The organism is Flagellimonas aequoris (assembly GCF_003584165.1).
GTDB lineage: Bacteria > Bacteroidota > Bacteroidia > Flavobacteriales > Flavobacteriaceae > Flagellimonas > Flagellimonas aequoris.
Window position 1 is genome coordinate 81,790 of record NZ_QXFJ01000029.1, and the last position, 20,182, is coordinate 101,971.

23 protein-coding genes and 1 pseudogene are annotated in these 20,182 nt (G+C 44.4%); 8 read left to right on the plus strand and 16 right to left on the minus strand.

What is annotated here, in order from left to right; all coding sequences use genetic code 11:
• Window position 1: 1 nt before the first annotated feature.
• The 7 genes from D2U88_RS13280 to nirK form a co-directional block, all read right to left on the minus strand.
• Window positions 2–1,051 carry a hypothetical protein gene (locus tag D2U88_RS13280; RefSeq protein ID WP_119641053.1) on the minus strand — a complete coding sequence of 350 codons (1,050 nt, stop codon included), beginning with the start codon at window positions 1,049–1,051 and terminating at the stop codon, window positions 2–4.
• Window positions 1,052–1,063: 12 nt separating this feature from the next.
• Window positions 1,064–1,963, minus strand: a complete 900-nt coding sequence (locus D2U88_RS13285) for an abortive infection system antitoxin AbiGi family protein (protein ID WP_119641054.1) — start codon at window positions 1,961–1,963, stop codon at window positions 1,064–1,066.
• 17 nt (window positions 1,964–1,980) lie between these two features.
• Window positions 1,981–2,859: a hypothetical protein gene (locus D2U88_RS13290; RefSeq protein WP_119641055.1), complete on the minus strand. Its 879-nt coding sequence runs from the start codon at window positions 2,857–2,859 to the stop codon at window positions 1,981–1,983.
• Between the two features lie 4 nt (window positions 2,860–2,863).
• On the minus strand, window positions 2,864–3,580 hold the full coding sequence (locus D2U88_RS13295) for a trypsin-like peptidase domain-containing protein (RefSeq protein WP_119641056.1): 717 nt from the start codon (window positions 3,578–3,580) through the stop codon (window positions 2,864–2,866).
• A 459-nt stretch (window positions 3,581–4,039) separates the two neighbouring features.
• Complete coding sequence (locus D2U88_RS13300) at window positions 4,040–4,750, minus strand: SCO family protein (RefSeq protein ID WP_119641057.1); 711 nt, start codon at window positions 4,748–4,750, stop codon at window positions 4,040–4,042.
• A 10-nt stretch (window positions 4,751–4,760) separates the two neighbouring features.
• Window positions 4,761–5,540, minus strand: coding sequence for a formylglycine-generating enzyme family protein (locus D2U88_RS13305; protein WP_119641058.1), 780 nt, complete (start codon window positions 5,538–5,540; stop codon window positions 4,761–4,763).
• A gap of 14 nt (window positions 5,541–5,554) precedes the next feature.
• The gene (gene nirK / locus D2U88_RS13310) at window positions 5,555–6,994 is read right to left on the minus strand and encodes a copper-containing nitrite reductase (protein ID WP_119641077.1); all 1,440 of its coding nucleotides are present in this window, start codon (window positions 6,992–6,994) and stop codon (window positions 5,555–5,557) included.
• Window positions 6,995–7,369: 375 nt separating this feature from the next.
• Here nirK and D2U88_RS13315 point away from each other — a divergent pair, with 375 nt between their 5' ends.
• Window positions 7,370–9,595 carry an FUSC family protein gene (locus D2U88_RS13315; RefSeq protein WP_119641059.1) on the plus strand — a complete coding sequence of 742 codons (2,226 nt, stop codon included), beginning with the start codon at window positions 7,370–7,372 and terminating at the stop codon, window positions 9,593–9,595.
• 352 nt (window positions 9,596–9,947) lie between these two features.
• Here D2U88_RS13315 and D2U88_RS13320 read toward each other — a convergent pair whose 3' ends face one another.
• Complete coding sequence (locus D2U88_RS13320) at window positions 9,948–10,433, minus strand: hypothetical protein (RefSeq protein ID WP_119641060.1); 486 nt, start codon at window positions 10,431–10,433, stop codon at window positions 9,948–9,950.
• Window positions 10,434–10,536: 103 nt separating this feature from the next.
• Window positions 10,537–10,905: a hypothetical protein gene (locus tag D2U88_RS13325; protein ID WP_147378588.1), complete on the minus strand. Its 369-nt coding sequence runs from the start codon at window positions 10,903–10,905 to the stop codon at window positions 10,537–10,539.
• Between the two features lie 82 nt (window positions 10,906–10,987).
• Between D2U88_RS13325 and D2U88_RS19410 the strand changes: the two genes are divergently transcribed.
• The 7 genes from D2U88_RS19410 (at window position 10,988) to D2U88_RS13360 (ending at window position 16,315) form a co-directional block, all read left to right on the plus strand.
• Window positions 10,988–11,221, plus strand: a complete 234-nt coding sequence (locus D2U88_RS19410) for a hypothetical protein (protein WP_147378589.1) — start codon at window positions 10,988–10,990, stop codon at window positions 11,219–11,221.
• Between the two features lie 322 nt (window positions 11,222–11,543).
• Window positions 11,544–11,885: a single-stranded DNA-binding protein gene (locus D2U88_RS13340; RefSeq protein WP_119641064.1), complete on the plus strand. Its 342-nt coding sequence runs from the start codon at window positions 11,544–11,546 to the stop codon at window positions 11,883–11,885.
• A 64-nt stretch (window positions 11,886–11,949) separates the two neighbouring features.
• Complete coding sequence (locus D2U88_RS13345) at window positions 11,950–12,399, plus strand: JAB domain-containing protein (RefSeq protein ID WP_119641078.1); 450 nt, start codon at window positions 11,950–11,952, stop codon at window positions 12,397–12,399.
• A 57-nt stretch (window positions 12,400–12,456) separates the two neighbouring features.
• Window positions 12,457–12,612 (plus strand): hypothetical protein, encoded by a 156-nt coding sequence (locus D2U88_RS19560; protein ID WP_182859180.1) that lies wholly within the window; start codon window positions 12,457–12,459, stop codon window positions 12,610–12,612.
• Window positions 12,613–13,107: 495 nt separating this feature from the next.
• Window positions 13,108–13,695, plus strand: a complete 588-nt coding sequence (locus D2U88_RS13350; RefSeq protein ID WP_119641065.1) for a BfmA/BtgA family mobilization protein — start codon at window positions 13,108–13,110, stop codon at window positions 13,693–13,695.
• A 2-nt stretch (window positions 13,696–13,697) separates the two neighbouring features.
• On the plus strand, window positions 13,698–14,717 hold the full coding sequence (mobB, locus tag D2U88_RS13355; RefSeq protein ID WP_119641066.1) for a MobB family relaxase: 1,020 nt from the start codon (window positions 13,698–13,700) through the stop codon (window positions 14,715–14,717).
• A gap of 11 nt (window positions 14,718–14,728) precedes the next feature.
• Window positions 14,729–16,315 carry a type IV secretory system conjugative DNA transfer family protein gene (locus tag D2U88_RS13360; protein WP_119641067.1) on the plus strand — a complete coding sequence of 529 codons (1,587 nt, stop codon included), beginning with the start codon at window positions 14,729–14,731 and terminating at the stop codon, window positions 16,313–16,315.
• A 20-nt stretch (window positions 16,316–16,335) separates the two neighbouring features.
• Here the strand turns inward: D2U88_RS13360 and D2U88_RS13365 are convergent, their stop codons facing one another.
• From D2U88_RS13365 to D2U88_RS19565, 7 genes and pseudogenes are all read right to left on the minus strand, one after another.
• Window positions 16,336–16,902 carry an AAA family ATPase gene (locus tag D2U88_RS13365; RefSeq protein WP_119641068.1) on the minus strand — a complete coding sequence of 189 codons (567 nt, stop codon included), beginning with the start codon at window positions 16,900–16,902 and terminating at the stop codon, window positions 16,336–16,338.
• A 144-nt stretch (window positions 16,903–17,046) separates the two neighbouring features.
• Window positions 17,047–17,661, minus strand: a complete 615-nt coding sequence (locus D2U88_RS13370; protein ID WP_119641069.1) for a MarR family winged helix-turn-helix transcriptional regulator — start codon at window positions 17,659–17,661, stop codon at window positions 17,047–17,049.
• A gap of 52 nt (window positions 17,662–17,713) precedes the next feature.
• The gene (locus tag D2U88_RS13375) at window positions 17,714–17,977 is read right to left on the minus strand and encodes a DUF2024 family protein (protein WP_119641070.1); all 264 of its coding nucleotides are present in this window, start codon (window positions 17,975–17,977) and stop codon (window positions 17,714–17,716) included.
• 4 nt (window positions 17,978–17,981) lie between these two features.
• Window positions 17,982–18,704 (minus strand): hypothetical protein, encoded by a 723-nt coding sequence (locus D2U88_RS13380; protein ID WP_119641071.1) that lies wholly within the window; start codon window positions 18,702–18,704, stop codon window positions 17,982–17,984.
• Window positions 18,705–18,757: 53 nt separating this feature from the next.
• Window positions 18,758–18,991 carry a thioredoxin family protein gene (locus tag D2U88_RS13385; protein ID WP_119641079.1) on the minus strand — a complete coding sequence of 78 codons (234 nt, stop codon included), beginning with the start codon at window positions 18,989–18,991 and terminating at the stop codon, window positions 18,758–18,760.
• 191 nt (window positions 18,992–19,182) lie between these two features.
• Window positions 19,183–19,920, minus strand: a complete 738-nt coding sequence (gene istB, locus D2U88_RS13390) for an IS21-like element helper ATPase IstB (RefSeq protein WP_119608405.1) — start codon at window positions 19,918–19,920, stop codon at window positions 19,183–19,185.
• A gap of 23 nt (window positions 19,921–19,943) precedes the next feature.
• Window positions 19,944–20,182: pseudogene (locus D2U88_RS19565) on the minus strand (IS21 family transposase); the annotation flags it as partial.

The window sequence follows — 20,182 nt, forward strand, 5'->3', positions numbered from 1 at the left end:
TTTATTCGATATCCACGTTGAGGTAATCAAATTCGATGTCCAAAAGGGATTTGACATAGGTTATAAACTCCTTGTCCTGTTCGTTTGGGGGAAATTGTCCAACAACATAAAGCTTCTTTTGTCTATGGTCATCATCATGATGTGAATACAATACAACCTGTCCCAATGCCTCTTTTATGCATTCACTTGCATAGGAGGCGGACTTTACCTCATAGAATCCCAAATAAGTGGGTTGGATAAGTTTGACATCGACATAATTCTCCTCAAGGAGAACATTGTCCTCCCCGAATTCCGCGATTAACAGTCCTTTGAGCCTTTCCTGGATTTTGTTGTGTTTTTGTTCGGCCACATATGAGCGGGTCACTGTCCGGACCTGGGCCTGGACATTCCTTTTCGAGGCCCCTTTTCTTTTTCTTCGTCCCTTGGTGGAATTACGTTCCTTGGCGGGTTCATCCAAATCTTTTTTCCTTCCAAATTTTTCAAAGAGCACCCTCATATACCGATACACGTCCAAATGGGCGGGTTTATGAGCTATCATCATTTCCTGAATCTGGGAAATCGTGGTGCTTTTATCCGTTTGTAAACCGTAATGATCGGCAATTTTAAAAAGTACGTCCCTTTTAAAAATTGGAATCAGACGTTCGTTGGAATATAAAAAGGCAACCTTCCATTTAAAAAGATCGGGAAGCAAAATATCGTCCAAATCTCCAAACTGTCCTTTTTCTGACAGTTGTACGATCCTTAAAATATCCCCTTTTATATTTTTAAAAGCTTCCTTATGGGAACTTCCATAACTCCTCAACCAGGAATATGTATCATCATCGGCATAATTTTTAGGCTTTTTGTTCGGGTTTTGACGTTCATATATCCCAAACTTTATGGAGGTCATTCCTTTGATACTGCCCAATGATCGAGTCCTGGTTTCGACCCATTGGCAAAACGTGTCCTTGTTGCCAATGCCAACATACTCACCTATGGACATGCGCTTTACGGTTTCCAGGTCCCATCGGTCCAGAAAGGAGTCAAGTACTTCTGAATAAATTTCGGTCATGGTTTGATTTTTTTATTCTTGGGAAGAGGGGTAATGGTCGGATTCCCCTACATCCGGTCTTTCGGTATTCTCCCTTTTCTTGAACGCTTCCAATGTATTGATCTCAATGGATTTGTTTTTAAAATTATCAGCGATAAAATGTTGTAACTCCTGAATCTCATTTGGCGTATCGACATAGATGCATTGGATGTCGTTAAAATCAAAGTCCAATACATATCTATCGGTGAAATGTGGTTTTGGGGTGTTGACCCACCTACTATACGCTGGATTTGGTTTCCCATTGGGGTTCAGCTCAGAAATATAGGCCAGTTCAAAAAAACTCTTTCGCCATTCCCGTTCGTTATAGGCAACCCTCCGTTCACCATTTTTGTTTTGTACCCTATAGGGCTTCAGAAGCAAAACCTGTTTTAAGGAGTTGGAATAATAGCGTTCAAATATCTTTTTTATGGAATCAATAAAGGCATCGTTCATATGGTTGTCAACCGAATCCACAAGTGCCCTAATTTCATCCCTTAGGGGTGTAATCTTGATGTGGTCCAAAAAATTCTTTCCCCCGGTATCGCTTTGGAAGTCCTTTATAAAATCCAAGATCTGTGGGACAATGGAATTTTCGAAATTATTCTTGAAGGTGGTCTCAAGTTCACTGTGGTTCTTTACATAAAAAACAGGGTTCAGGTCAAATTTTTCAACTATGCTGTCCCGCTCGAAGACGATGCCATACTTTCCATAATCCACCACTTGATCCTTGCCGATATCACGAAACAGTATATTGGCGAAACTGATCATCGGGATAAGGATGTTGTTGCCATGGAAAGATTCTTTGGTGTAGGAGGTGAAAAAACCATGCCGTAGAATGGATTTTACAACTTCCAGGGATTCCGTAAGATGAATGATTTGATTGATCTCTTTCATGATAATGTCCTTGTCCTTTACCTATGGTCCGGGTTATGGTCCTTAAATTCATTTTTCTTTATCCAGTCTGCAATATCATTGCATGCGGCCTGTACCACCAACCATGAAATATTGCAGGTGTCCCGATCAGGGTTTGTCCTATAGACCAGTTGTTGGTAGGGGTGTATGATGTTTCTGAAATCCCGGAGGGCATGGCTGAATTTTTTCACATCGAGTTGTATCCAGCCAACTTCATGGGCCACCTCTATCATATCGTTTAAGGTCCATTCTGCAAAATGTTTGGCCTTGCCGTCTTTTTTTGGTGCCGAGGCGGCTGAATTGGCAATCCGGGGATTCCTTTGCATTGTTCCCATCAAAAAGCCCTCAAGCATACTGCCCATCATAATAACCGCACTTACCGTTGCATTGGAATCTATACAGGATTGGACTTCCCTCCATCGGGAGAGCAAAATTTCAGCTATGCCGCTCTCCAGCCCCAAATTATCAAAGTTAGGGGGAGGTAGGGGAGTCAGTTCCCTTTCTTCGGGTATATCGTCAAAATTGTAATTCGGTGTTTCCTTGACCAATTCAGGCACTGGTCCATTGAACCTGATCTTTAGACCTTCCACCGCCAAAATTTCATTAAGGGTCATAAGGGCCAATTTGATTTGGGCCCTATCGCCACCATAAAGTTTTGGGGATACCAAGCGTAAGATGACCTTTTGCAGATCATATCCGTTAAGATCGTCCAGCACGGATGCGGTCCAGGGATTTCGGGAAGAGCCATCGTGGGTGGCATCGATTCCGCTGTCCTGAAAGAATCTTGTCAAATAGGAGGAACTTCTATAGATTGGATGCTTGTCCTTATCATCTCCGCAAATAAATTGTGCTATCTTAAATTTTGTAGTCGGGTCCATTACATCAAACAAGATTGGTTTTTATGGCCATATCAAGCAGGTTGATACATGCCTCGATCGAAAATGCATAGATCCTGTCCGTCCCTTCACCAACGGATTGGACAAGACCTACCAATTTCCCGGTCTCATCCAGTATGGGAGCTCCACTGCAACCACGGTAATCGTCGGCATCAGTAATAACTTCAGGGGTCTTGAATATGTGGTACTTTCCAAACGAGCCAACATAGGTCAAATCCAATTTCAATGTAGGCTGGCTACGGATCAGGATTCCATCGACCTCAAACCGTATCCTACCAGCGAACCCATAATATTTGCCACTCTCCGGTTCACCGGCTTCGTGGAGGTTGAGGTAACATTTGGGCCCAGGCTCTATGGTATAGGAGCCAAAATCGTATTGCGGTTGAAAGATCTGAAAATCCTCCTTTATTTCACAAAAGGTCACTTCCAAGGTTTCATCAAATTCCAAATCCAGGTCTTCCAATTCCTTGATTATGGTCGCTTCAAGGTCTTTTTTGGTCCTATAGCTGTCAAAATAACACATGCTTCCCACGGAATACAAAGGTGTTTGTAGATTGACGGGCGGTAGTCCTGTGTCTATACAGGCACCGGAATGCTCAATATCCGTGACATGGGCAGCGGACAGTAGATATTTTCTGCCATGGTAAACCACAATACAACCACTCCCAAAAGTAATGGGTTCCATATCGTTTGCCCTGCACATAACGATATGTTGACAGGATTTGACAATTAAATTGATAATATCCATAATCGCTTGAACTTTTCACCTAAGCAAACGCCTGCAGTATATCAGTTTTATCTTTCCTATCATCGGTGAATTCCTGTTAAAGATAAGTAGATAATAAATGAAATAAGCCGGCATGTCCTTGTCTTGAAACAAAGCGCTGCCCAATGAATCGTGAAAATCATAAGGTTTTACCATAAAGCTGGTTCTTTTCCAGTAGGTCATAGGGGTATTTGAAGTTTTGGGACCAAAACCATTTTATCCCCTGTTCTTTTCTAAACATAAATAATCCAATGCTGGATCTAAGATGGTCGATCAAATATCCTTATCGGTGGGATAGGATCCCAACACAGGAAAAATTAATTGATGCCCAGTACCATAAGGTCCTGTCATCCTTCATTGCAGAAGACCATCTGGGACGCGCTCGATCATTGAATGTCACATAGCCTCGACCGCTGCGTTTATATGTTTTACCGTATTGTCTGAATTTACCCCCAACCCTTCCTGTTGGAAGATCATTTCCCCATTAGGGTCAAAGACACTGATGATGTTTGAATGGGAAAAATCCATAGGTGAAATTTCCTTGTAGCTTACGGACAAAACAGCGGCAAATTCGCGTGTATTTTCTTCAGTGGAACGTAAAAACAACCAGGGATCTCCATCCATAAGGTTTTCTTGGGCAAAGGCCTTTAAACGTTCGGGGGTATCGGTTTCAGGGTCTATACTGACAAAGATCATCTTCACATTTTTCTTGGAATGTTCAGGCAAGCGTTCTTCGATATTTCGCATATCGGCCACCAAGCGGGGACAGGCTGCTTTGCAACTGGTATAGATCATGACCATGACCAAAACATCACCTTGCAGGTCCTTGAGCTGTATATCCGTACCATTTTGTGTTGTCCACGTAGAAGGAAGATTGTAAATGGACATATCTGAATAGGCCCTGTCAGTCCTTTCTTTTGTTTTGTTTTCAACTTTGACCAAATCCATTTTACAGATGGGACAGCTCCCTTTTTGGCCATAGGTCTTGTCTCCTTCGCATTGCATTGGGCAATGATATGCAATGTCTTTATCCACTTTCCCGGGATTGTTGTTCCTACAGGCCCCAAGGGTCAAAAATAGGATCAATACAACTAAATAGGGTTTCATGTTTTTATTTTTAGAGGGTTTCCGTACTATTTTTCGCGCACCTAAATCCAAGATTTTTAATACTGTACCTAGCTTTAATACTTCCCCTGAATGCATAGCGCATAAAGGCCGCATAGTTCATGAGATCTGTTGCGCCGATGGCCGCGCTCCCACAGAACAGATTGCTGTCCCTATCCACATCCTTTCTGGATTCTCCTGATATCAGGACAGAATTAAAATCCAGGGTCCATTCCCAGACCAAACCATGCAGGTCATATATGCCCCAATAATTTTTAGGTGTTTTGCCGATGGATCTCTCATCGGTCCTGGGCGTTTCGTACCACGAGAGTATCTTTTGATTATAAGAGGCTTTTTTTCTGGCATCGGCTGTAACTTCGTCGGACATTGCCACATATTCCCATTCATCAATGGTAGGCAATCGTTTTCCCTGACATTCACAATACGCCTTGGCGGCAAACCAGGATACATGGGTTACAGGGCTATTGGGATTTTCAGTATCGTTGAGGGTCGTATCATTTTTGAATTGGCGCAAATAGTTTTCGTCCGCATAAAGTTTCAATACATTGGATTTTTGCCATTTAGGATTATCCTTCAAAAACTGTAAAAATTGACCGTTGGTCACGGGATAGGCGTCCAGTTCAAAATCTTGGACTTCAACTAAGGATGAATCCCTTCCGTACAAAGGGATGTAACGACCTCCTTTGATACTTGCCATGCCATCCGTCTGGGCAAAACCAAACGTCTGAAAGACCAAACAGACAAATACTGCCCTAAAGGGAATCGCAAACATGATGCTGGTTTTAACTACTTGTTTTTTATTGTATTGACCATTTCCGAGGTAACCACTGTTTTATTATTGCCCCAACTGTTATACACATAGGTGAGCACATTGGCGATTTCTTCTGATGAGAGCATTTGTCTTGTCATGACACTATTGTATTTTTGGCCATTGACAGTGATTTCACCAGTTTTTCCATTCAATACAATGCCGATGGCCCGATTGACATCGGCATTTAGGTAATCTGATTTTGCCAATGGGGGAAAAGCATTGGGAATACCTTGACCTTCTGCCTGATGGCAAGCGAAACAAGTTTGCATATAGATCTGCTTGCCGAACTTCATCTGTTCTTCAAAATTTTGGGCTGGAATCTCCGATTCCACTACGCCATCAGTGGTTGGCATTTCTTGTATTCCAGGGCCTTCTGGCAGGTAGATGCCATCATATTGCTCACCGGTATAAATATTTTCATTTTCTTCCCCTTCCACTTTCAGCATGCCCAAGGCCCCTTTGTTGAACGCCCTAAAAATGGAATGGTCCACCAAGATGAAGGTTCCTGGAACATTGACGTGAAATTCTACAATGGCAGCTCCTCCTGCGGGGATCATAGTGGTCTGTACATTTTCGTTGATCAAATCACCTCCTTCCACATGTACCTTATCAAATATTTCCCCAATAACATGAAAAGAAGACACCAGACCAGGACCACCATTGCCCACAAACAGTCTAACGGTTTCCCCAACCTTTGCAGTGATGGCATTATCGCCCGTCAAGGCGCCCACATTTCCGTTGAAGACCACATAATCTGCTTTTTCATCAACGGCTTTTTGCATATCAAAAGGTTGTAGACCACGCTCACCATTGGCCCCTTTGGTATAAAAATCCCCTTGCATGATATAGTATTCCCTGTCGACCAAAGGCAATCCGCCATCAGGTTCCACCAAGATCAAACCGTACATGCCATTGGCGATGTGCATACCCACTGGTGCGGTCGCACAGTGATAGACATAGAGCCCAGGGTTCAGGGTTTTAAAGGAAAATACCTTTTCATGCCCTGGTGCAACAAAAGAGGACTCCGCTCCACCCCCGGGACCGGTAACGGCATGCAGATCAATATTGTGGGGCAACTTGTTGTCCGGGTGGTTCTGCAAATGGAATTCGACTTCGTCACCGACCCTGGTCCTGATAAAGCTCCCAGGTACGGTTCCCCCAAAAGTCCAGAACACATACCTTACGCCATCGGTCAATTCGCCTTCCTTTTCAAGGATTTCCATTTCAACGATAAGTTTTTTGGCCTTTCTTTCCCCTACGGGCCTGGGAACATTCGGTGGAGCGGTCAATTCCGCTTTCATTTCCCTATGAACAGGAATATCCTCTGTGTTAGTGTATACCTTTTTTTTGCTTTTAAAGCAACCATACGCTGACAGAAATAGAACAATTGAAAGGATTTTCAGAATCGATTTCATTTGGGTTGATTTTTTTGAATTTTCATTGAAACTATTAATAATTAAATAGGTAGGCAAAAAACCATTAATAAGATAAAGTTATCCTTTTTATAGGAAAAACCTAAACTAGTTCAGGACTGTTTCATTCTTTTTATTGAAGAAGCCATCTTATAATCCATTGCTTGGTTCTTCAATGGGTATGGCCATAAATTTCCATTTTCTGTAAAGGGAAGGGGGTTTGCACTTGCAAAAAACCAACATTCCATCTTATTTTTCCGTTCCTGTGATTGGTCAACGTTCTTAACCGTGGCTTAAGCCCGTGCTTACTTTGGAATTGGCTTGAGGGGATGAAAGGATGAAGGTTAAGGGCTATCTTTGTCGCTTAAGAATGAAACCTTGAAGCCATTTGTTCCCAACCCTTCTGAAATTTTAAAAGAATCACAACATTTTTTGAACAGTACCAGCTTTTCAAGGGCCTTTCTTGTGGGCTTTGCGGTTACCTTACCCATTATATTAGGGATACGATCCGGGTATTTTGAGATTGGTTTGGCCCTTTGTTTTGGGGCTTTGTGGAGCTCCCCAAGCGATGTAAGTGGAAGCTTTTACCAGAAAGCGGTAGGCATCCTGATTTCAGCAATATTGGTCACATTGGTCAGCTTTATAGGCGGATACCTACATTTTGAACTTTTGCTATTGCTTCCTATACTGGGATTGCTCACATTTACCATTGCCTTTATCTCAGTATATGGTTTCCGGGCCTCACTTATCAGTTTTTCCGGTCTCATGGCCTTGGTCTTGAGTTTTGCCCATGATTCCAAAGAATTGGAGATATATCAATATGCCCTATTGATAGGGTTGGGAGGTATCTGGTATTTGATCTTGGCAAAGCTTTGGAGTATCATATATCCAAGGGCAGAGACCGAGGAGTTTCTTTCCGAAACCTACCTTCTCACTGCTGAATTTTTGGAAATTCGTGGAAAATTGGTGAATCCAAAAGCAGACCGAAAACAGTTGCAATCAAGACTGCTTGAACTCCAGGGTGAACTTACGGAAAACCATGGGACCTTACGTGAGATATTAATCCTTACCCGCAGAAGTTCGGGTAGATCCAACTATTTGGACAAACGGCTGTTGATCTTCACCGAATTGGTCGGGATGTTGGAAACGGCGATTTCCAATCCAGTCAATTATGATCAGGTGGACAAGCTCTTTAAGGACTATCCCCAATACATTACGGCCTTACAGGAATTGATTTTTCAAATGTCCCTACAATTAAAATTAATTGATCAGGCAGGGAATGACAGGAGCAAACTACCCAAGAATAATATATTGAGGCAATCTATTGACGATATCTCACAAAGGATTTCAGAATGGGGCGATCTAGGGGATTACGAAGAATTTTTAATGATCCAAAACATATTGGCCTATCACAAGGAGCAATTTGAGAAATTGAAACGAATCAAAAGATTATTGGGCGATACGGATACATCGGAATTCGAGCTCATCGATAGAAAGGAGGCCAAACGCTTTGTTGAATCTCAGGACTATGATCCTAAATTATTGGCAAGAAATCTCAGTTTTAAGTCCTTGATATTCAGGCATTCCTTGCGATTGTCCGTTGCTGTAATGGTTGGTTATGCATTGGGCTCCTTCTTTACGTTCCAAAATCCGTATTGGATATTATTGACGATCATCGTAATCATGAGGCCGAGTTATGGCCTTACAAAGACCCGTGCCAAGGATCGGATCATAGGAACACTTATCGGCGGTACCTTTGCTTTGGGCCTTATTTTCTTGGTGACAAACCCTTATGCATATGGTGCCATGGGCGTTGTATCATTGATCATAGCCTTGGCCATGGTACAAAGGAATTATAGGACTTCAGCCGCTTTTATTACCCTGAGCGTGGTGTTTATCTATGCCATTCTTACGCCTGATGTCTTGTCAGTGGTACAATTCCGGATACTGGATACCTTGGTTGGGGCCGGTCTTTCTTATCTGTCCATGTTGACGTTGTGGCCCAGCTGGGAATATGTGGAAATGAGGGAGAGTGTCGAAAAAAGCGTCAATGCCATCAAAGCGTTTTTAACTTCTATTGAAACGTACTATATACAGAAGGGGGATGTGCCTACTTCTTATAAGATTGCCCGGAAGGATGCGTTTTTGGAAACCTCCAATTTGAGTTCAGCGTTTCAGCGCATGACGCAAGAACCCAAATCCAAACAAAGGGAAATGGACAAAATATATGAGCTGGTCGTCCTGAACCATACATTCTTGGCTTCCCTGGCTTCCTTGAGCACCTATATCCAACATCATGGCACTACAGAGGCATCCGAAGAGTTCAAGGCTGCTATGAATACAATAAAACAAAACTTGGAACAAGTGCTCAATTCCCTAAAGGGAGAAAAACAGGACATTTATAATCCTAACGGAAAAACCATCACGATTTTTAACAAGCAATTGTCCATTTCCGATCTTTTACAAGATAAACCCCCAATGCCTATGGATATAGGGGTCCAACGTAATCTTCAAGAGGCCCATTTGGTTTGGGGCCAGCTTGAATGGCTATTTTCCATTAGTGATAAAATGTTGCAATTGACGATTAAGATGAATTGGGATTGATAGCATTGATATATGGGCATACTCTGGTAAATGGGCTGTAATACTTGAATGTAATTATATGGATACCAAAAAGGGGCTATGGGACTAGGATGGGTAACCTTTTTTATATCCAAATTGAGTTAGTTGACTCTATGATCAGCAACATCGATTTGTCGCAAATATTTACTGAATTTGCGACAAAATACCTTCATATAAACATGAAATCAATTGATGATTATATTCTTGGAAAAATGAACAATACCGAGAAAGGAACCATATGCTGACTTAAGCTGTCCATGTTTTGAATTGGGATAACTCAAGTACAGAAGGCCCCAGATTTTTTTCCGAGGCCTTTTTTACTTGCAAAACCTTCCTAGTTTTGATAGAACTCCATAGCCTGCTTAATATTGGTCTCCCATTGCCTTATCAAGGACATTTCCCCATTGGGCTGGAAATGTTCCTCCGCATCAAAGAAAACAAGGCTACAAGTGGTACTCTCCTTGTCAAGAAGGGTAATGACCAGCTCTAATTTTTGGAGTATAGACTCTGATCCTGCCCGTTGTTTGCTCTCAAGAATCTTACAATTCTGGACTGTGTTAATCGGGATACATGTGGAAATGGGTTGCCCATTTTTAAGGTTCTTGTAGAAAAAGACATAGTTTTTGGCACTTGAGAGCCCTATGGCAAACTCCATTCCAAAATCATGAATGCCTAAATGGCTTTGTTGGGTTGTGGCAATGGTATTCAATCCATTCAACAATTCCTTTTGTTTTTTCTTTCGATTATTTGCCGTTGCAATAAACGGCATGGCACATAGGGCGATGACAGTCGCGCCAATGGCAATTACTCCTAATTCCATGGTTTAATTTATTTAATGATGTAATACAATTTTTGGCAAAACTTGCCGGATGGTTGATGGATAGGCATCGAGAGTTTTGTGGATGCCCAATGGAATGGAAGAGTCAATGGAAAAAGTGGAAGGGATAGAGGAGTTTGGCTATCTGTTGTGCTACCGTACTATTGGTTTTATCAGCAAAGGACAGCAGTTTATGGGTTCCCGACGAAAAGCAAACATCCTGTAACCAAGCTAGGGTCGGTGTGAAAGGGAAAATGTCTTTCGTTGAGGGTCGTGATTCCGATACCGCCCCGGAATAGTGGTCCGGTGCCAAGTGAACGGAACCATCTGTCCGACCATTCAATTGGAACCATGCGGATCCCTTTTCGGTCTTTTCCTCCGTCTCCAACTGCGGTGACCAATAGCCCAAAGCCATAGTCCAAACATAGAGGAGAGCCAGGGAAATAAGGGTAGTTATGGTTTTAATGCGTTTCAATCGGTCTTCGATGGGGATAAAATGTAAAAGTATACTTTTTTGTGAAGTATGTGCTCAAAATAGGGACCAAGGGGCACCAAAAATGATGTATAAGTATTCCTCCAATAGTGAAGGCATCCAAACGGATTTTGATGCGACCTTCCTTTGCAAACCCTTCTTGGGGCTTTGCCTTGGAAAGGCCGCAAATCCGTCCGTCCGCCCATCAAATTTTAAGGGGTCCTTAATAAAAGAAGCCCTTGTTGTTTTTCGGGGCATCGAAAAACAGGGCAGGGCCCAAGGACTTCCTATCAGGACACCATCACCTGCGGTCGCTTAACTTCCCGTACCCTCCCTTGCCAATGGGTCAGATGGAATTCCTAAGGCCCTCATCGAACCTGTCAAGGCCAAGACAGGTTTTGTCCATAAATAGGGTTTCCACTTCCTTGAAAATCCCAGGATTTTACTACGTCGCGGAGCCTCCCGATTTCAGTCCAAAAGCCTTGACAGAACCCCCTTCTTTTATTGTGCTACGCACGTAAGAAGCAAACAAACGCCCCTTAAAATTTGGGAAACAATGACCAAAAAATAGAGGGGAATTTTTAACCCTGTTTGCTGAATTATCCATAAAGGAAAACGGCAGGCCTTTAAAACTTTTTATCATGAGTACATTGAGAAACAAAGTGCAGTTGATCGGGAACGTGGGGCAGGATCCCACCATTACAGACCTTGACAAAGGGAAACGTGTGGCACGGTTCACCATGGCCACCAACGAACATTACAAGAACTCCGAAGGGGAGCGCATCACCAACACCGAATGGCATACCGTCATCGGTTGGGGTAAATTGGCCGACATCATCGAAGGTTTTGTGACCAAGGGCAAGGAAGTGGCCATCGAAGGGAAATTGACCTCCCGTTCCTATGAGGACAAAGAGGGCAATACACGGTACGTCACCGAAGTAGTGGCCAGTGAGATCTTATTGTTGGGTGGTAACAACGATTGATGGGAATAGGGGTGTCCACCTTTTTGGGCATCCCTTTTTTTATCCATCGGTAAACGAAAATGAAATGGAACATCGCGTCAACGAAATACAGGTCAGTTATCGGGAAAAACTCAGCACGCTGAAATCCCTGTCCGTGACCAACTCCCAAGAAGTGGCAGAATTATTGTTCAAGAATTGGGACAACAAGACCATAGGCCTGCACGAGACCTTTAAGATCGTGCTGCTCAACCAATCCAATAAGGTCAAGGGCATTTACCCCTTATCCCATGGGGCCATCACGGGTACCTTGGTGGATTTGCGTATCCTTTTTGCCATTACCCTAAAGACCCTTTCCGTTGGGATCATCCTTGCCCATAACCATCCCTCGGGACAACTCAAAGCAAGCGAACCCGATAAGCAATTGACCCAAAAGATCAAACAGGCAGCACAGCTTTTTGATGTCAAGGTCTTGGATCATATCATCCTTGCCCCTGATGGCCGATACTACAGTTTTGCCGACAATGGGATCTTATAAACGGTCATTTTGGATGGAATTTTAAACGAATAATGAAAAACCCGAAAATCAAGAACTATGGAAACCCGTATCAGAAAGTCCCTGGAGATCCCAGCTAGGAAACGCCAAGGATTTCCAACCGAAATGGAAACCAATGCAGAGAAGACCTTTCTGTTGGTCATCAATCTTTGGGTGTTCCGATTTGAATACACCAAGGAACAACGTAAGTCCTGAATCATTTTTAGGGAAAATTTAAATCTGGAAGACCCTTGTAACAGGGTCTTTTTTTTCGTTCATGCCTCTCCCATTAGACGTTTTGATTTACCTTTTAAGGGCAATACATACAATACCATCACAATTGTACGCGATCAGCAATGTTTTGCGTTTTCAATTCGTTCCCATAGTGTTTATATTTAAAGAGGGACATTGTTCCTATAGATGGGTACGGCAACCTTTACAATTTGACTTTCCACAAGCCCGTACCCTCCAGTTTGACTTATAAAGAAGATGCAACATGGTTCTTGGATCATGTTGTGCGATACTTTTTGTGCCAGGGGCACAAAAAGGAGAAGCAAGAGGATAGCGTGCTCACGCATCGCCATCGATCATAGTTGCTGCGCAAGGCCTCTGTTTATGGGGGATTACGGTATAATCGAAATTGGCAAGCAAAGGATTTTTGACTAAAAAAGGCCACCGGCCCAATAAAATCAAGGCGTTTTTGACTAAAAAATGGATAAAGGATACGAAAAACAAAGGTTTAGGACCATCCGGGTAAAAAGTTCGGTAGCGTTGAAATTTAGACGGTTTTCTCGCAGGTTTGGGCAATCTCGGTCAATGACCTTGTTGCTGATGATCGAGTTTTTTGAACGGCATGGGATCTCCCCGGACCAACACCTTGGGGAGACCATTGCAAGTATGAAATTGTTCATGAAGCGACGCTTCAACGCCATGGTCGCCATAATACGCAGTATCGAAAAGGAACAGACCCTGCCCACGGTCAGTATGATCCAGGCCCTCTTTGAACAGGAACTGGACCCCGAAGAAGGGAACGAATGGGAAGGGGATTTTGAGTTTTTTGAGAAACAGTTGACTGAGATAAACACCCCTGCCAACCCCGAACTCCAGGATAAGGAAACCACGGTCCCCAAGATCGTGCATAAACGGTTGAAGGAAAGGATGGAGGAACTGAAAGCCGATTTTGGCCATGTCCTGGACCATGTATCCGTGGCCAAGAACCGTTTCGGGAAGGATCACCTCAAATTGGACCTCAAACCCGGGGCCCTGGAAAAATACCGTACTAAACTCAAAAATATATAAGCATGTACATCGCCATCACACGCCAGCAAATGGGGGACAATTATCAGGGAAGTTGCGGGGATTTTGTCAGGTATCTGGAAAAGGAGAATGAGGGAAAGGCCCCGGAGGACCAAGAGCAATTCTTTGACCAAACTGAAAATAACATTGATGCTGAAAGAGTCATTGCCGATATCGATGCGAATACGGCCAAGTTGTCGAAACGGGATCCCAAGTTCTATTCCATTATGGTCAGTCCCTCCCAAGCGGAACTCAACCATATCGGAAACGATCCCGAAAAGCTGAAACAGTACACTCGGGAACTGATGAAGACCTATGCGACCTCTTTTTATAGGGACAAAGAGGTAACCGTGAAGGATGTGCTGTACTTCGCAAAACTGGAACGGGAGCGGACCTATTCCGAAAGGGATAAGGCCGTTAAGGAAAACCAACCCATTGCCAACAAGATCTTGGACCTACAGCACCAGATCAGGGCCATCAGGGAAGGAAGGGAGCATGGGGATATGGCCAAGCTCCAGGAAAAGATCAACGTCCTGGAAACAGAGGCCCCACACAAACAGAACGGCAAGCGCATTGTTATCGGAATGGCCAAGGAGGGCCATCAGAGCCATATCCATATCATTGTAAGCCGCAAGGATGTGACCAACTCCCATAGCCTCTCCCCAGGTTCCAAGTTCCGTACTTCCGAGACCACCCTCAACGGGGAGAAGGTGAAACAAGGGTTCGACAGGGACAAATTTTACAGAGCGGCTGAAAAGACCTTTGACAAACAATTCGGGTATCGCAGGAACTTTGTGGAGACCTACCATGCCCGAAACCTCTTGGACAAGGATCCCAAACGATTTTTTGCAGCCCTTTTGGGACTTCCTGCAACAGAAAAACAGGCCGCCAGGCAATTGTTGTTCAAGGCGGGTGTCAAGGTGCAGGGGATTCCCACCAACAAGGTGCAGTTGGCCTATAAGGCCATGATGCGACTGAAAAAGGGTATCGGAAAGGCCATGGAGTCAGGATCGATCGGAATTTAAAAAGTAATGAAATGGAAGATTTGAAATGGGTTGAAATAGTGGTTTGCTTGGTAGTAGGAGGAGGGATTTCAGTTATGGCCAATCGGTATCTCAGGCATGGGTTTGTGATTTGGGCATTAGGGATAGTCCTTTTGGCCATGGCGAATCATTTAATATTGGGCTGGGATGATTTTTTAACGGGGTCATTGACCCTTTGGTTGCCCATTCTGTTTGTGCATGTGGTAATCTATGGCCTGGTGGACCACCACAAGGACGATAGGAGGCCTCCCAAAATCTTTGAGGTGAAAATGAAAGTAAAGGGGAGGCCCTTGGTATTGGGGAACATCCGGCGTGGTGTGTCCGTGATGGCCTCCGCAGGGAGTGGAAAGACCGAAAGTGTCATCTATAATTTTTTAAAACATTTTCAAAAGGAGAATTTCTCGGGGGTCATCCATGACTACAAGGATTTTGAGATTACGGAAATGGCCTGCCCCTTATGGGAGGGAGAAACGATACCTTTTCAGATCGTTTCCTTTGGCCCCATATATAACAGAGTGAACCCCATCGATCCCCGATACCTGCCCGATGAGGAAAGTGTACACGAGGTGTCCCGGGTACTGTTGGAGAATTTGATGGAACATCGAGACTCTGATGAGAACAGTACCTCAAGGTTCTTTAAGGATGCTGCGGAGGGGCTGGTCAGTGGTCTGATATGGCGGTTGAAGACAGATTATCCCCACTATTGTACCTTGCCCCATCTCATGGCCGTTTTTCAACAATTGGCCACCAAGAGCCTGATCAAGTTCTTACGGGGGAACATGACCTCCCGGGCCATGGCGGATGCCTTTATCAGTGGTATCGGGTCTGAACGACAGACCGCAGGGGTGCTCAGTACCCTGGCCAATGGCTTTAAAAAGATCAGTACCCGGAAGATTTTTATGGTGCTTTCCAAGGATGAGATTCCCTTGGACATCAATAATGAAAACAATCCATCCGTCATAGCCTTGGTGAACAATCCCCAAAAAGATGCTTCCCTTTCCCCGGTGATCGCCACAATCATCCACACGATATCCAAGCAGATGAGCCAGCGCAACCGGAAACCTTCCTTTATGTTGTTGGAGGAAGCTTCGACCTTAAGATTGTTGAACATGCACAGGATACCGGCCACCCTCAGGAGTTATGATATCGTGAGTGTGTATGTACTGCAGGACAAGATTCAAAACGACATGATGTACGGGGAGAAGGCCAGTAAGGCCATACTGTCCAACCTATCCTATCAGTTCTTTGGAAAGGTCAATGACCCGGATACGGCCCGATACTATGAACGCTTTTTTGAATTGGTCAAAATCCCTACCAGGAGCGTGAGCAAGAGTTCCGGACTGAACCTGGAGCGACGGATCACCCAGGGGGAGAAGGAGGTGTCCAAACACAGGGCCGAGGTGTTCTTTCGGTTGCGGCAAGGGGAGTTTGTAGTGTTCGCCGATGGAAAGGACCGGAAGGTGCAGTTTCCCAGGCCGGATATATCCAAGGGGTTGCCCAAGGCATTGGAGATCTCTGAATTGGAATTGGAACAGCATTATTTAAAGGTACATCATGATATTGGGACCATATTTAAATGAACGGCAATACATGAACTACTTTAATTGTTCTGGATGAAGTCCAAGATAAAGTCGGCCCTCTCCAAAATGGATGACTTGGGGACTTCAACGAGATCATACTGATACCCTCTATAGGTTTGGATCATCTTGTTATAGGTGAACACGGCCTCGTTCCAGTCTTGTTTGCGCTGTTCATCGGTTTGGTATATCTCTTGCCAGGGAGGGAGAATGAACACGTTGGTATTGTACCTCATTTTTTCAGCGGAGATCCTCATTTCTTGGTCGATGGGAATGCCTTCAAGAGCTGCATAACAAAGGGCATCCAAAAAACCACGGTCGAAGAACACGGGGCCAGTACCCTTGAAATCAACGATGGCCTTTTGAAAACTTTCCATGGAGCGTTGGAACATGATTTCCATATACAGTTTCCTGTTCTTCCAAGGCAAGGCCTTACCGCCCTGTTCTTGCTGTTCCTTGATGAGTTCACGCGCTATTTCTGGGACCACGGTCGCACCCCTGTTTTGAAGCTCATGCAAAAGGGTGGTCTTGCCCACCCCGGGACCGCCGGTAATGACATAAAACGTATTGAGGGGCTTTAAATCCTTCAAAAGATGATTGGTTATGGGTTGGTTACTTGATCGAGTTTACTACCAAATTGTCGGCAATACTACAAAATTTAGAAGAAATGGATAGGGGTCCACACCAAATGGATAGGGGGTATTTTGGCATTGTTCCACCGTGGTCCATGATGTCTAACCACCATGATCTTTTTCTTGGTATTCCGGGCAGTCCAGACGGATTTCCCCGCTGGCCAACTCCCTTTCCAATAAGTTGCAATAGTCATTCCCTTCCCGCTTGGTGTAAAACTTGCATCCATAGCAGGTCCTTTGGACGTTTAAGATCCCATGTTGGTTCAGTCTGTAGATCAATTGACCCAAAACATTGAATAATTGGACCAGTTCCTTTGATGAAAAACCATCGATCTGTTTTTTTAACGGATTGGAGAAGTCATAGGTTTGGGCGACTATTCCAGCTCCTTTTTCAGATAGGGACAAAGAATAGCTCCGGCTGTCCGGAGAGGAGAAGTCTTTGATGACAAACCCCTTTTTATCCAAAATCCGTACCGCATCACTGACCGTTGGTTTGGTCACATTGAATTCCTTGGCCAAGTGGCTGATATTGCACAGATGTGGTTTGTGGTGGGCGATGAATATCAAGATCTGTATCTGGATCGGGCTAAGGCCGACCAATTTGGCCTTTTCCCATAACAATATCTTGAATACTTCTGAGACCCGTTCCAGACCGGCTACGATCTTACTTGAAATATCCCTCTGCTGTTGTTCCGGATTGAATGTGCCTTCGTTCATAAAAATGCCTGCCGGGGTTGTCCGACAGGCAAAGTTAGTAATCCTAATCAAATCAGGTGCAATTTTCCATTTCCAGAATGGCATAGCCCTTCGTTTCAATGGAGTCGATGATTTCTTCCGTGGCCCTTTCAAAGTGACAGAACCGACAATGATGGGTGGATAATGGGTGCGTTGCAAAAGGTTTGGTCCTTACATATTCCCTTCCAAAGCCAATCACGGTCTGTTCATCCGTTAGGGTACTGGGTACCAGAATATCAAAATGCATGGTCTTGCCATCTGTTCGTTCAATGTACGTATCCCAAACTGCTAACTGCATCACACTAATTTTTTACGGTGAAAGGCAGGGAAAGGTCACCACTTGCCACGCTGAATACCTCATATACCCCTAACATGGGCAAGTTCTCATTGGAGGTGTTCACTTTTAGAAAGGCTGTGACCCCATCATACTTGAAATCCGTTCTGTTGTTCATCCGATAGGCCGGTACCACAACCTTAATGGTCTTGTTTTTTGTAATGACAGGATAACCAGGGGAGTCCATGTACATGGGCATGCCTGGATTGGTGGGTAGTAGGACAACGGTTTCATCCGCTTTTTTGAATTGTTTGACTGATAGGCCACCACCCACACGATCGTCCTTGCCAAGGATGACCCAATGGGGATGCCAGACCACCCCATCGTTGTCATAGATACGGTCATTGTTCTCATCCCATAGGGGAGTATCGTCAAAATCAGGATGTGATGTCAAGGCCAGGGCCACAATGCCATCGGTGGAACTAAAGCCGACATCCGTGGATTTTAGATCGGTGGGAAAAACATAGCCCAAGACGGGAGCTCCGTCCAATTTGCCGGCTTTATTGGGTGTCGTTCCACCGGCGTTTCCCTTTACCGAGATTTCCCAGACGATGATGCCCAGGTCGGCCTTATGGGCAACGTTGACCTTGTTGATGTGAAAATCATCATTCTTATAGCTGTCCCCTTGGGCCACAGTCCGTGTTGCGGCCAGAAACGGGAATACGGTCAATAAAATGAGTATTGGTTTCATAGGTAAATGAATTTGTTTTTAAATCAAAAAGATAGGAATCCTAACCAAATGGGTTATGATTTTACATCCTCCATGGATGCTCCAAAATTGATGTGGAGGACATTTCCATTGGGAGTGACCACGGCAGGAACGGATTTTACCCCGGCGTTTTCAGCCTCTTGTATCCTATCCCTTTGTTCACCAATGTTCACCACTTCGACCTTTTCCGATCCGATGAGACCGATAATGTCATGTTCTGCGCTCAGACATACGGGACATCCCGCATGATAAAAAATAGCCTTGTTCATTTTTTTAATTTTAAAATTTATGGCACTATTGCCGATCAAATATAGTAAGGAATCCTAACAAAATAAAATTTAATTTATTTTTTTGAGATTGATTCTCAAGTGGATGAGCCGGGTAAACTGAGCCACCCGCGCCGGACGAAAGTGAGCAGTGTAAATCAACTGCTTGGATTTGACCTGTCCGTGGGTTAAACTTAGTTTTTATTTTTCAATTTTCTTCTCATTGATTCACCTTTTATGTCGATTCTGTGTGCCGTGTGTACCAAACGGTCGAGTATGGCGTCGGCCAGAGTTCTCTCCCCGATGATGTCGTGCCATTTTGATACGGGCAATTGTGATGCAATTATGGTCGATCTCTGTCCGTGACGATCCTCGATGATCTCCATGAGCGCATGCCTGTTGATATTGTCCAGTGGCTTGAGCCCGAAGTCATCAAGTATCAGTAGGTCCTGTTTTTCAAGCTTGCCTATCTGTTTAGGATAGGAACCGTCAGCTTTTGAGGTCTTCAACATGGTAAAGAGCTTGGCCGTGTTGAAGTACATGACCTTTTTCCCCATGGAACAGGCCTGGTGGCCGATTGCGGAGGCCAGATAGCTTTTGCCGACCCCGGTGCTCCCGGTAATGAGGACATTCTCCCTCTTTTTGATAAAATCGCAGTTGCCAAGGCGCTGTACCTGGTTTTTGTCCAATTGTCTGGAAGGTCTGTAATCCACCGCCTCCATAACGGCAGCATACCTAAAGCGCGCCGATCTGGTCAGGCGTTCTATCCTGCGGTTATGGCGGTCGTCCCACTCGCATTGTACGAGGTAGGCAATGATCTCGTCATTGGTATAGTCGGTGTCCGTTCCGTTGGGCCCCAAGGTCGTTTCAAATGCCCTGTGCATGCCATGGAGCCTGAGCTCCTTCATCTGTTGTATTGTCCTTTCGTTCATATGTAGTATTTAAGTATTTGTCCCTATTCATAATATTTTCCGCCCCGTATGTTCTGGTGCTCGGGCATTTCCAGATTATCATCGGCGCCCTCATCAAGCTTGTCCCAGCCCTTTTTTAGGATGCGCTCGACCATATTGTAATTATATGCACCATATTCCGTTGCCCTTCTACAGGCGCTGTCAAGACGGTCCCTGCCATATTTCTTAGCAAGGTGCAGTACGCCAAGACAGGATTTATAGGATTGTTCGGGATGCTGCTTCT